Here is a 12,636-nt window from a genome sequence, read left to right as displayed (position 1 = left end):
AGCGTTCAATTGCGCAACGGCAGCTTTCCTGAACTTACAGATGTAAGTAATTATACTGCTGAATCAAGCTGCCGGTCATCACGGAAGGACAGCACAGCGTCTCCTGTTCCGTCGATGCATTCCCTGGTAATCCGGCATGCGGTGATGCTGTCATCGGAAGGGATCCGGAACATCAGATCCATCATGACGCTTTCCATGATCGCCCGCAGTCCCCGGGCTCCTGTCTTGCGCGCCAGGGTCTTCTCTGCAATGGCTTCCACTGCTCCGTCATCAAAGGTCAGTTCCACGCCGTCCAGTTCAAACAGCTTCTGGTACTGGCGGATCAGGGAGTTCTTCGGCTCTTTCAGGATGCGGACCAGGGCTTCCTGATCCAGCGCGTCCAGAGATACTGTCACCGGGACACGGCCGACAAACTCCGGAATCATGCCGAATTTGACAAAATCCTGGGGCAGCGCCTGTGCCAGCACATCGCTGATATTTACATCGTTCCGGTCATATACCTCTGCGTTGAATCCGATGGAACTCTTGTCCATGCGGGCCTCGATGATCTTGTCGATTCCTTCAAATGCCCCGCCGCAGATAAACAGAATATTGGTGGTATCGATCTGGATCAGTTCCTGCTGCGGATGCTTGCGTCCGCCCTGGGGAGGCACGGATGCAATGGTGCCTTCCAGAATTTTCAGCAGCGCCTGCTGCACGCCCTCTCCGGATACGTCTCTGGTAATGGAGGCGTTTTCGGATTTTCGTGTGATTTTGTCGATTTCATCAATATAAATAATGCCGTACTGAGCTTTCTCGATGTCATAATCTGCCGCCTGGATGATCTTTAAGAGAATATTCTCCACATCCTCGCCGACATACCCCGCCTCGGTAAGGGTGGTGGCGTCCGCGATCGCGAACGGCACATTCAGCACCCTGGCCAGGGTCTGGGCCAGCAGCGTCTTGCCGCTGCCGGTGGGGCCGAGCATCAGAATATTGCTTTTCTGCAGTTCCACATCGGAATCCCGGCCGGCTTTGATTCGTTTGTAATGATTGTACACGGCTACGGAGAGTACTTTCTTGGCTTCATCCTGTCCGATGACATAATCATCCAGAAATGCCTTCAGTTCCTCCGGTTTGAGAAGATTTACATCAAATTCCGTATCTTCTCCTGTGCCGTAATTCGCGAATTCCTCATCAATGATCTCATTGCAGATATCGATGCACTCATCGCAGATATAGGCTCCGTTCGGGCCTGCAATCAGCTTGCGGACCTGGTTCTGGGACTTGCCGCAGAAGGAGCAGCGAATATCGTCGTCGTTGTTATTTCTTCCTGCCATATATCCTCCTGATCTCTAAGATCTCTTTATCTGTCAGGCGCGGTTCTTAATCACCGCATCAATCAGTCCGTATGCCTGGGCTTCCTCCGCGGACATATAGTTGTCCCGCTCGGTATCTGCCGCGATGGTCTCATAGGACTGGCCTGTATTTTCTGAAAGTATGGTGTTGAGTTTTTTCTTGATTTTCAGAATGTTCTCCGCCACGATCTGAATCTCGGTGGCCTGCCCGCGGGCTCCGCCGGAAGGCTGGTGAATCATAATCTCCGCGTTGGGCAGGGCGAAGCGCTTGCCTTTGGCGCCGCCGGCCAGAAGGAACGCGCCCATGCTGGCAGCCATACCCATGCAGATGGTGGATACGTCGCACTTGATATACTGCATGGTGTCATAGATCGCCATGCCTGCGGTCACACTGCCGCCGGGAGAATTGATGTAAAGGCTGATATCCTTTCCCGGATCCTCGGATTCCAGAAACAGCAGCTGGGATACAATAATGCTGGCGGAAGCGTCGGTAACCTCTTCCCCCAGGAAAATGATTCTATCTTTTAAAAGGCGGGAGTAGATGTCGTAACTGCGCTCGCCTCTGCTTGTCTGCTCAATGACATAAGGTACTAATGGCATATCAATGTCCTCCTTGTTCTATTCGAAATATAATACACATTATATGGTAAACGCCTGCATTACGCCAGTAGTTTAACATAACTTACTATAAATTTTCCATAAAGATCTCATAAAAGATCTCATAAAAAGACCGGCTGTGCGGAATTTTTCTCTTTATAGACAAACTCAGGCCGACCTTCATCGGTCAGCCTGAGTTCTGTGTATCTGATAACCATCCGTCTGTCGGATCAGATTACTCTTCGGCAGCCTCTGCCTCAGCTTCCTCTGTCTTCTCCTCTTCCGGAGCATCTACAAATACTGCGTTGTCATATACAAGGTCGAGTGCTTTCTGGCTTGCAAGATCCAGTTTCATGTTCTCTGTCTCTTCCTCAGTCATGTAGCCCTTCAGCTTGTCTAATTCCATATTGTACATCTCAGCCATCTTCTTGAGCTCTTCTTCTACTTCCGCATCGGTGATCTCGATGTTTTCTGCTTTGGCGATGGCGTCGATCACCAGCTGATTCTTGATCCGTGTAACAGCTTCCGGTCTGACGCTGTCACGCAGCTGGTCAATATCTGTGCCTGCATACTGCATGTACTGATCCATGGACAGTCCCTGCTGAGCCAGCTGCTGTGCGAACTGGTTGATGATCTCATCCGCACGGGTCAGAACGATTGCGTCCGGCAGTTCCATTTCAGACGCTTCCACGATCTTGTCGATGGCTTCCTGCTTCTGCTCGTTCTTTGCCATATCCGCTTTGCGGTCTTCCAGCTTCTTGCGGATGCTGTCTCTGTACTCTGCAATTGTGTCGAACTCGGATACATCCTGGGCGAATTCATCATCTGCCTCCGGCAGTTCCTTCGCTTTTACTTCGTGGATTTTTACTTTGAATACCGCATCCTTGCCCTTCAGATCCTCTGCGTGATAATCTTCCGGGAAAGTCACATTGACTTCCACTTCATCTCCGGAGTTCTTGCCGATCAGCTGATCTTCAAATCCCGGAATAAAGCTGCCGGAACCGATCTCCAGGTTGTGGTTCTCGCCTTTGCCGCCTTCGAATGCCTTGCCGTCTGCAAATCCTTCGAAATCAATGACTGCGGTATCTCCGGACTGAATCGCGCGGTCTTCCACGGTAATGGTTCTGGCGTTGCGTTCTCTTTCGTTGTTCAGCTCGGTCTCCACTTCTTCGTCGGATACTTCGGTGTCGATCTTAGTCACTTCCACACCTTTGTATTCACCCAGCTTCACATCCGGACGTACGGCAACTTCCGCAGTGAAAATAAAAGGTTTGCCTTTTTCAATCTGTACAATATCCACGGTCGGACGGGACATGATGTCCTCTCCGCTCTCTTTGGCAGCATCGCTGTATGCCTGGGGCATGATCTGGTTTGCCGCGTCATCATAGAATACTTCCGGTCCGTACATTCTCTCTACCATCTGTCTCGGTACCTTGCCTTTACGGAATCCCGGAATACTGATATTCTTCTTCTGTCTGTTATATACATCCTGCATCGCTGCATCAAACTGCTCTGCCGGAACTTCAATTGTCAGTTTAACGGTGCTGTTTTCCAGTTTCTCAACCTGTACGCTCATTCTGTAAAATATCCTCCTTCAAGATCTATGTACTATTACGGTCACTTGTTCCGCCATATTCGAAAGTAAATGTCCATCACCGGGATACCCCTGCGGGCAGGAAATGGGCGTACTTGTGCCGTTTGCAGTCATTGAGGAATTATAACACACCATATCCCGAATTGCAAGATAATTCCCGCCGGTTTTTATCCGCGGATTCTGCTTCCTTCAAAACGCATGCGCATATCCAGACATTCTTTCAGCTGGCGGTAGCGTTCATAGAGTTCCCCTTCCGGTATGGACAGATCCGATACCATGGCGATCTCATCGATGAGCCTGTCCGTGATATGCGGGCGCATTTCGGAAAACACCTGCATCTTTTCTTCCATATTTTCCGCATCCATAAAACGGATGAGCCACGGGTCGGCCGCTTCCTCCTGCGTATTGTCCCCCGTATCCGGTTCTGTCTGCGCATCATCCCCGGGATCTTCTGCTTCCTCTGTCACAGCGCTGCCGGAATCCCGGTCCGGCTCCTGCCCCGGAACCCCGGCGCCCGCCTGCGGGACCTCTGACCGGCAGCTTCCGCCTGTCACCGCTTTGTTCCAGGCCTCCGTCCCGGCCGATGCCTGCGGAGCTTCCCCGGCACCCGCCGTTCCGGACACTTCCGCTGCCGCCGCTTCCTTTCCCACCGGATTCTCTGCTTCCAGATCTTCCTCTGTCAGATACTGAAATCTGTACACCTGCTCCACCTGCGGATACTTGCTGTGATCCACTTCACTGACAAACATGTCATACGGTCTTGCGTAGACACGGTAGGTTCCGTACAGTGCCTGATAGATCACCAGTTTTTCACCGGTTTCCGAATGGCGGGCCACTGCCAGCACCTGATACTTTCTGTTTTTAAAATGGAGATACAACTCTCCCGGCTGCGGATTTCCCTGCGGCATATCCATCCCTCCTGTCAAAAAAGCGGCGGTACGCATCCCGCCGCTGTATCCATTATAATTTTTCTGATTTTGCTATTCTAATACAGACGGTGCATCAATTCAATGCCTTCCGCTGTAAAATCCCGGGCAAATTCCAATGTGGTATCCGGTCCCAGGATCATCAGCCGTTCCACTTCCTTCATCAGATCCTGCTTCGCGTCCTCCAGATTGTCCAGCCGGGTCTCCAGGGAATTCTCCCTGGCCGCCTCCATGATCGGATTCTGCCCGTTTCTGCTGTTAGCATCTGTCCGCTCCCGGTACAGTTCTTCCCGGAGCCTGTTTTCCCGCTGCTCCGGGGAAGACAGGGCAGAGGCTCCGTCTGCCGCTTCCGTCAGGGGCCCGTGTCCGAATTCTGTCCGGTCAGACATGGATCTGCTGCCATTTCCTGTGCTTTTCCCGGCAGATTCTCTTCTTCCTGATCCGGTTCCGCCCGTCCCGCCGGCGGTCAGGGTTCCGCGTCCCGATCCCTTTCTTTTCCCGCCTGTATTCTGATGGGACAGGTGGACATCCCGGGTATTCTTCCTTGCGCGTTCCAGAATCGCGCTGCCCGAAGTCCCCGACGCAGTGCCGGATGCCTTAGGAGGAATCGGCTCCTTTTTCTTTCCGCTGCCCGACGGCTGCTTCGGCTGCTGGCTGCCCGAGCGGCTGTTTTTGAGATAGCTGCTGATTCCCCACAGTACAACGATTATAAATATCAAAATTGCTCCAGGCATAGGCACCTCTCCTTCTGCTTCCCCTCACGGAATCCTTTCCGGGCCGCGCGGTCTCTTTTCTTTCTCTCTGCTTATCATAGCACAAACCGGTTTCCGGCTGCAGATTCTTTTTCCCCATTTTGCCGAAACCTGCAGAAAAAGTCAATTCCATTCCCCGGGAAAGTTCCTTGCGCCCCTTCTTGCAATTCTGCTGTCTGCATGGTATCTTATACATAACTTGCACAGTTGCAAAACTTGCACAGCGCCTGTCTGTGTATCACAGAATGCCGCAGGATGATTCTTTTCCTGCTATACAATAAGGAGGAGAGCTCCATGGCTGCCAACAGTTCACATGAGTCCGCCGAGAATTACCTGGAAGCAATTCTGGTACTGAGTCAGCGGCTCCCGGTGGTACGTTCCATCGATATCGCAAATTATCTTCATTATTCCAAGCCCAGCGTCAGCGTAGCAATGAAGAACCTGCGCAACAATCATCACATCACTATGAGTGATGCCGGATTCATCACATTAACCGAATCCGGCCGCGAGATTGCCGAAACGATCTACGAACGCCATACATTTTTCAGCAACTGGCTGATCAGCCTGGGTGTTGACGAAACCATTGCCACGGATGATGCCTGCCGGCTGGAGCATTACATCAGCAAAGAGAGCTTTGACGCGATCACCAAATTTGTCGCAAAAGCCAGCAAATGAGCAAACACCTGCACCGCTGTTCCGGCAGCGGTGTTTTTCTGTCCGATTCAGCCGGACAGGGCGTGGTGCGGATCACATTTTTATCATTTCATCGCTTAAGAGGGAGAAGCATATGGGAAAAAAAGCAAATGGAAAAGAAAAAAGCGGATTCAGCGGACAGCTGGGATTCGTCATGGCTGCCGCCGGCAGCGCGGTAGGCGTCGGGAATATCTGGCGTTTCCCCTACCTGGCCGCCAAAAACGGAGGCGGACTCTTTATTATCATCTATCTGATTCTGGTGGTTACCTTCGGATTCACACTGCTGACCACTGATATTGCCATCGGACGCAAAACCCAGCAAAGCTCCATCCGGGCCTACGCCACGATGCGCAGACGCTGGGGATTCCTCGGTATTTTCACTTTCTTTGTACCTGTCCTGATTATGACTTACTACTCCATCATCGGCGGATGGATCACCCGCTATCTGGTGGCCTTCGGACAGGGCGCCCAGCATTCAGCGGCTCAGGACGGATACTTTACCGGTTTTATTACCGCGCCCTATGCGCCCATCGTCTACTCCCTTATTTTCTTAGTAATTACATCCGCCATCGTCTACCGCGGCGTGGAAAAGGGAATCGAACAGGTCTCCAAAATCGTTATGCCGATCCTGCTGGTTATGATCATCGTGATCTCCATCTATTCGCTGACCCTGCATCACACCGATGCCGCCGGCAATTTCCGTACCGGCCTTGACGGACTCGCGGTGTATCTGAAGCCGGATCTGACCGGTCTGACGCCGAAACGCCTCCTGCAGGTACTGCTGGATGCCATGAGCCAGCTGTTCTTTTCCTTAAGTGTATCCATGGGCATCATGATCACCTATGGTTCCTATGTCAAAAAAGACGTGAACTTAAACCGTTCCATCGCCCAGATCGAAATATTCGACACGGTGGTTGCCCTTCTTGCAGGTATGATGATCATTCCGGCTGTCTTTGTGTTCTCCGGCGCTGACGGCATGGTCCAGGGCCCGGGCCTGATCTTTATTTCCCTGCCGAAGGTCTTCGATGCCATGGGGCCTGCCGGCCGCTGGATCGGCGTCGTCTTCTTTATCATGGTGGCCTTCGCCGCGCTGACCTCCTGTGTATCCGTGCTGGAAACCATCGTGGCCAACTGTATGGAAATCTTCCATATGAGCCGCAAGAAACTGACGATCATCTGCACCTTTATCTACGCGGCCGCCACCATCCTGATCTGCATGGGCTACAATGTACTGTACTTTGAACTGCCGCTTCCCAACGGATCCGTGGGACAGCTGCTGGATCTGATGGACTATATCAGCAACAGTGTGATGATGCCCATTATTTCCTTCCTTTCCTGCCTGCTGATCGGCTGGATCCTCAAGCCGAAATGGATTGCGGATGAAATGGAACTGACCGGCGACCGATTCCGCAGAAAACAGCTTTACAACATCATGATCCGCTTTATTATGCCGGTGATGATGTTTGTCCTGTTCCTGCAGTCCACCGGTTTCCTGAATCTGTTTATGCACTGACCGGCCCTGCTCTGCCGGGAAAATCAAAGTCCCCGGGATACGTTCCGGAACTTTTGTTCCGTCCCGTATCCCGGGGACTTTTTTCGGTTTCTCTGCTGACTGTTGCACGCAGTCCTTACAGGATCGCGCTTAAATAATTTCTCTGCTGTGCGCTGACTGCTTTCTTATTGCTTTTGGCGATTTTGATCTTCTTATAGTAATATTTGAACTTCACGCCGGTGACATAGCTTCCGTTCGTAATCTTTACCGCTGTTTTTTTGATATAGCCGTCTTTGCTGTAGGTATGGCTGTATACGGCTTTTCTGGTAACTTTTCCTTTTGCGTTGTATGTTGTTACCGTTTTGTAATGATTTCTGCTGTCATATGTATATTTGGTCGTTTCGCTGACTTTTCCGTTGACATACGTCTTGCTTGTCGTCAGAAGACCTTTTCTGTTATAACCGTATTTATAGGTCCACTCTGCCCGCGGAATCCCTTTGCTGGCATAACGGACATATACTTCTTTGGCGATCTGTTTCTTTTTGTTGTAAGTGTAGCTGGATTTGTACTGATACTTTCCATTCGCGTCAAAGGTGATCATGCTTTTCACCTGGCCGGCGGACAGATACTGATAGGTATCTTTGGAACTTAACTTCTTGTCGGAGTCATAGTGTTTCTTTGTCCGGAGTCCCAGGGTGTTGTATCCGTACAGCACTTTTTCTCCGTATGTTTTGTTGGAAGCATTGTAATTGCTCAGTTCCCGCTGAATCATTCCGTTGGAATTATAGGAAAGATCGATGACTTCCGGATCCTCCTGGGAGGCAATGGCGATCTTACTGAAGACGTATTTGTTCACGGTCTTCGGAGCCGCCTTTTTCGCTCCTGCCGCCATAGCCGGTGCTCCGACAGAGGCTGCCATAACAGCGCTCAGGGCGATTGCTGTGGATTTTTTCATTAATGTTTTGCCGTTCATGGATGAATGGCCTCCTTTCTGCTGTTCCTCATTCACTGCGGAAAGATTTCCGCAACAGAACATCTTACTCTATTATATGCCTGCGTCTCCAGATTGCAATTGCGCATTCCTAAAGTTTTTATTACGAAATCCGTATAGAATTTACAGGAAATTGACAGTTCAACTATTGTATGATAGAATTTCCACACTTGCGGATATGGCGGAATTGGCAGACGCGCCAGATTTAGGTTCTGGTGGGAGACCGTGCAGGTTCAAGTCCTGTTATCCGCATTTCTGTGCCCCGGATGCTTCCGGGGCACTTGCTGTTTTCCGCGGTTTTTCGGAAGCATCCGCAGTCATCTGCACAGTTCAGCCAGGGCGGCAAACGAAAGCTTCTTCCGGGAGCATCTGACTGTCATCTGCACAGTTCAGCCAGGGCGGCAAACGAAAGCTTCTTCCGACAGCTTCTGACCGTCACAGTACCAGGCAGTCATAGCGAATCGCTTTTCCCCGCAGGGAATAGCTGGGTGTTTTTCCCGCCAGTACCGGCCCCTTCAGCGGCCGTTTGATCACAATTTTCTTCGGTCCGGCGGCGATGGCCGCTTCCAGCAATTCCTTCTCATCCGCGCAGGGAAGCTCCAGCTTCTGCAGCAGCTGAAACTTCTTTTTTACCAGGGCGCTCTTCTTCCTGGCCGGAAACATCGGATCCAGCAGCACCACATCCGGACGCTCCGGCAGATGATACAGCGCGGCGACGCTGTCCCCCGCGATCAGTTCCATACGGGCGACGATCTGCTGCAGCTCCGGCACTTCCGCAGCCCGGCGCAGTCCGTCTTCCAGCAAAGCGGCGATTACCGGATCGTATTCATAGAGACGCACCCGAAAGCCGGCAGCCGCCAGTAAAAAAGCGTCTTCTCCCAGACCTGCCGTCGCGTCCACTGCCAGGGGCAGGTCGCCGGCGGATTTCAGCCGGGCCGCCCGTACCAGGAATTCCCGGTTCAGATTGTCCGGACGGATCCGCGGCAGCAGCCGGGTAAAATCCGCCCGCAGTTCCCGGCCGCCGCCGGACAGGGTCAGGCCGGCGCCTTCTTCCTTCAGCTCCAGGCCTGCCTGCCGCGCAGCCTTCTGTGCCGCTGTTTCCAGACCGTTCCGCTCCGTTAATTTATTCTCCGTCATGGCTGTCCTGTCTGCATCCGTACAGCATGGTATATCCGTTGTCCAGCACATGATATTCCACCTGGGAAAATCCTGCCTGGTGCAGATACTTCCGCAGTTCGACTGGTGTATACACATTGATCTCAAAATTAACTTTTTCCCAGTCCATGCGTTCCGGGCCGTCCACCTCGCATAAAATCGCAATGTGTCCCCCGGTCTTAAGCACCCGGAAGATCTCCTTCAGTCCCTGCAGCAGATCCGGCCAGAAATACACGGTTTCCACAGCCGTTACCAGATCAAACTGCTCCCCTTCATAAGGCAGGCTGCCCACGTTTCCTTCCTGCACAAACACCCGGGTGCCCAGCAGCGCTCCATTGGTCTCCTTTGTGGCGGCTACACAATCCGCGGAATAATCCACGCCGTCGATCACGCTGTCTTCGGACAGCTGCAGCATATCCGCAATGGCTGCTCCGCCGCCGCAGCCCACATCCAGGATCCGCATCCCGGGCATCCAGTTCACATAGGAAAATGCCCAGTCTCTTAACGGTCTGTGGGAATCATTCATCCGCCGCACCATTGCTCTGCCGCTTTCTCCTGCCGGTTTTCCCGGATTTGCCTGTTCCCAGTCCTTTTTTCTGATGGCCATATTTTTTCCTCCGTCTGTTGTATTTCCATGATTCTGGATTATAACACAAAAAAAGCGATTTGTTTCTCCTCCTTACAGGAAGAACAGAAAACAACTCGCTGCTGTGTCCGGGCCGGGATAGGGTTATTTGTTTTTTTTCGCGTTCTGCTGTACGGACTGCTGCTGCGCCGTCTGTACCAGACTGCCGATTCCATCCATAATGACCGTTGGCTGATACGCGTATTTTCTGACCGTATCCCGGGTAGATACTCCGGTCAGCACCAGTACGGTGGCGATTCCGCTCTCCGTCCCTGCCACAATATCCGTATCCATCCGATCCCCGATAATCACTGCTTCCGCCGAATGGCAGTTCAGAAGCCGGAGTCCGGTGCGCATCATCAGCGGATTTGGCTTTCCGCAGAAATATGCCTTTTTGCCGGTAGCCATCTCAATCGGCGCCACCAGCGCCCTGCAGGCCGGCGCGATCCCGTCTTCAATGGGACCGGATACGTCCGAATTGGCTCCGATCAGCTTTGCGCCTCTGCGCACCAGGTTTACCGCCCTGGTCAGTGTATCAAAGGAATAGGTATTGCCTTCCCCGACAACCACATACTCCGGATCCACTTCATTCATCGTGATCCCCGCGTCATACAGCGCGTTAAAGAGGCCTGCTTCTCCGATCACATAGGCGGAGCAGCCCGGTGACTGCGCTTTGATAAATTCCGCTGTGGCCAGCGCGCTGGTGTAAAAATGCTTTTCCTCTACATCCATGCCCATGCGCTGCAGCTTCTGCCGCAGTTCTTTCGGTGTCTTTCCGCTGTTGTTTGTCAGGAACAGGTACTCCTTCTTCTCTTTCTGGAGCCACTGCACAAACTCTGCCGCTCCCGGCAGGATCCGGTTGCCGTGATAAATCACGCCGTCCATATCACAGATAAATCCTTTTTTTTCTTTAAAATTGATCATTAATCTCCTTTCTGTTTGAAATCTTCCTATTTCATCATGGATTTCCCGCATCCATGATCAGCTGTCCAACTCTGTCAAAAAAACCTTTCTGACAGGGTCATCCTACCGGGAATTGCCTCCTGTTTCCATCACAGTTCTGTATGATTGATGTAAAGTTCCGGTAAAATACCCGGTTCGGCAGCTGATCATGCCTGCGTCGGATCCCGTCAGCTTCTGCGGTAATGTCTGCAGAATTCCGGCGGTTCCGTTGTCTGCCTGCTTCCGGACGGCTGTCTGGACTGATGGCTGTAGCGTCCTGCCGCATCCGCAAGCTCGCTGAAAATACTGCGGTATTCCCCTTTGCTGATTCGCCATTTTCTATAGGCACACACACCGGCCAGGCAGAAAAATGCCGCTGCCGCCGCAAGGATTATTTTTTTTGTCTTACACATAAGTACATCCCTCCATTCTTTTTGTCTTTTCTTATAATTATACCGTCTTTTTCCGGTTCGGCAAAAGAATTTTCCTTAAATTTTCTATTCCACGGTCTCCTGTTTCAGCAGGTTTTCCACTTCTGCCCGGTCCGGAATCGCCGGGATGCCTCCCCGTTTCCGCACACACAGGGAAGCCACCGCGTTTCCGGTCTGTACACAGGTCCGGCAGTCCTCCCGGTTCAGTTCCTGCAGGGTCTTTCCCGTTTCCAGGAACGCGCTGAGAAATCCTCCCCAGAACGAATCCCCCGCTCCGGTGGTATCGGTGACCTGTGCCGGATACCCGGGAACCGTCAGACAGATCTCTCCGGTCACCAGAAGGGCGCCGCCGGCTCCCAGTGTGACAGCAACCAGCCGGGGCCCCATGGACAGGATCTGCCTTGCCGCAGTCTCATAATCAGAAGCCCCTGTCAGCAGCAGGCTCTCCTCATCGGACACTTTCATCAGATCTGCCTGGGGAATTCTGGCGCGGATCGCCTCCGCAGCTTCCTGTGGGCTGCGCCACAGGGAAGCCCGGTAATTGGGATCAAAGGAAATCAGGGCGCCTCCTTCCTTCGCCATGCGCAGGGCTTCTGCCGTGGCTGTCCGGGCAGGCTCATCCGTCAGGGACAGGGAACCGAAGTGAAAGATCCGGCAGTCCGCCAGCGCTTCCGCAGGCAGCTCCTCTGTCCGCAGACAGGTGTCGGCCCCCGGCTTCCGGGCAAAGGAAAATTCCCGTTCCCCCTCTTCATTCAAAGCCACAAACGCCAGGGTCGTAAAGACCTCCGGATCCTGCCGCAGATAATCTGTGACAATTTTCTCCCGCTGCAGCACTTCCTTTAAAAAATCTCCATGCATATCCGCGCCGATCTTTCCGATCAGCCCCGCAGAATGGCCCATATGGGTCACCGCCGTCAGCAGATTGGCCGGCGCGCCGCCGGGGTTCTGTTCAAACAGGCGCGTTCCTTCCGCGCTTTTCCCCGCTTCCGTAAAATCGATCAGCAGCTCTCCCACTGCCAGAACATCCAGTCCCTGCTTCATATCTGTTTCATCCTTTCCTGTTCTCCGGTTCTTTTTCGGCTCTTTTCTCCGCTTTCCCGG

General features: G+C 52.6%; 13 protein-coding genes and 1 tRNA gene. 3 read left to right on the top strand and 11 right to left on the bottom strand.

Annotated elements, in window-relative coordinates; genetic code table 11:
• Nucleotides 1-50: 50 nt before the first annotated feature.
• From clpX to CXIVA_RS06970, 5 genes are all read right to left on the bottom strand, one after another.
• Nucleotides 51-1,319 (bottom strand): ATP-dependent Clp protease ATP-binding subunit ClpX, encoded by a 1,269-nt coding sequence (clpX, locus tag CXIVA_RS06990; protein ID WP_013977304.1) that lies wholly within the window; start codon nt 1,317-1,319, stop codon nt 51-53.
• Nucleotides 1,320-1,352: 33 nt separating this feature from the next.
• Nucleotides 1,353-1,937 carry an ATP-dependent Clp endopeptidase proteolytic subunit ClpP gene (gene clpP / locus CXIVA_RS06985; protein WP_013977303.1) on the bottom strand — a complete coding sequence of 195 codons (585 nt, stop codon included), beginning with the start codon at nt 1,935-1,937 and terminating at the stop codon, nt 1,353-1,355.
• Nucleotides 1,938-2,169: 232 nt separating this feature from the next.
• Nucleotides 2,170-3,510, bottom strand: a complete 1,341-nt coding sequence (gene tig / locus CXIVA_RS06980; RefSeq protein WP_013977302.1) for a trigger factor — start codon at nt 3,508-3,510, stop codon at nt 2,170-2,172.
• A gap of 185 nt (nt 3,511-3,695) precedes the next feature.
• Entirely contained in the window at nt 3,696-4,436 is a 741-nt protein-coding gene (locus CXIVA_RS06975; RefSeq protein ID WP_013977301.1) for a DUF1653 domain-containing protein, read from the bottom strand.
• A gap of 77 nt (nt 4,437-4,513) precedes the next feature.
• The gene (locus CXIVA_RS06970; protein ID WP_041727710.1) at nt 4,514-5,188 is read right to left on the bottom strand and encodes a hypothetical protein; all 675 of its coding nucleotides are present in this window, start codon (nt 5,186-5,188) and stop codon (nt 4,514-4,516) included.
• Nucleotides 5,189-5,500: 312 nt separating this feature from the next.
• On the opposite strand from CXIVA_RS06970, the gene CXIVA_RS06965 reads away from it, so the two are divergent.
• A complete protein-coding gene (locus CXIVA_RS06965) occupies nt 5,501-5,881 on the top strand; it encodes a metal-dependent transcriptional regulator (protein WP_013977298.1) in 381 nt (126 codons plus the stop codon).
• A 112-nt stretch (nt 5,882-5,993) separates the two neighbouring features.
• The gene (locus CXIVA_RS06960) at nt 5,994-7,412 is read left to right on the top strand and encodes a sodium-dependent transporter (RefSeq protein WP_013977297.1); all 1,419 of its coding nucleotides are present in this window, start codon (nt 5,994-5,996) and stop codon (nt 7,410-7,412) included.
• Nucleotides 7,413-7,527: 115 nt separating this feature from the next.
• Here CXIVA_RS06960 and CXIVA_RS06955 read toward each other — a convergent pair whose 3' ends face one another.
• Nucleotides 7,528-8,364: a hypothetical protein gene (locus CXIVA_RS06955; protein WP_013977296.1), complete on the bottom strand. Its 837-nt coding sequence runs from the start codon at nt 8,362-8,364 to the stop codon at nt 7,528-7,530.
• Between the two features lie 190 nt (nt 8,365-8,554).
• On the opposite strand from CXIVA_RS06955, the gene CXIVA_RS06950 reads away from it, so the two are divergent.
• A tRNA-Leu gene (locus CXIVA_RS06950) sits at nt 8,555-8,634 on the top strand.
• Nucleotides 8,635-8,817: 183 nt separating this feature from the next.
• On the opposite strand, the gene CXIVA_RS06940 is transcribed toward CXIVA_RS06950, so the two are convergent.
• From CXIVA_RS06940 to CXIVA_RS06920, 5 genes are all read right to left on the bottom strand, one after another.
• Nucleotides 8,818-9,519: a class I SAM-dependent methyltransferase gene (locus CXIVA_RS06940; protein ID WP_013977295.1), complete on the bottom strand. Its 702-nt coding sequence runs from the start codon at nt 9,517-9,519 to the stop codon at nt 8,818-8,820.
• Complete coding sequence (locus tag CXIVA_RS06935; RefSeq protein ID WP_013977294.1) at nt 9,506-10,144, bottom strand: class I SAM-dependent methyltransferase; 639 nt, start codon at nt 10,142-10,144, stop codon at nt 9,506-9,508. The genes CXIVA_RS06940 and CXIVA_RS06935 overlap by 14 nt, the downstream gene beginning before the upstream one ends.
• A 123-nt stretch (nt 10,145-10,267) precedes the next feature.
• A complete protein-coding gene (locus CXIVA_RS06930) occupies nt 10,268-11,086 on the bottom strand; it encodes an HAD-IIA family hydrolase (RefSeq protein ID WP_013977293.1) in 819 nt (272 codons plus the stop codon).
• Nucleotides 11,087-11,292: 206 nt separating this feature from the next.
• A complete protein-coding gene (locus CXIVA_RS06925; protein ID WP_013977292.1) occupies nt 11,293-11,517 on the bottom strand; it encodes a hypothetical protein in 225 nt (74 codons plus the stop codon).
• A gap of 84 nt (nt 11,518-11,601) precedes the next feature.
• Nucleotides 11,602-12,576: a carbohydrate kinase gene (locus tag CXIVA_RS06920; protein ID WP_013977291.1), complete on the bottom strand. Its 975-nt coding sequence runs from the start codon at nt 12,574-12,576 to the stop codon at nt 11,602-11,604.
• Nucleotides 12,577-12,636 lie beyond the last annotated feature (60 nt).

The sequence above is a fragment of the Clostridium sp. SY8519 genome (genome assembly GCF_000270305.1).
Taxonomy (GTDB): Bacteria; Bacillota; Clostridia; order Lachnospirales; family Lachnospiraceae; genus SY8519.
The sequence above is the reverse complement of the archived record's forward strand: the minus strand, read 5'-3'. Positions and strand labels throughout refer to the sequence as shown.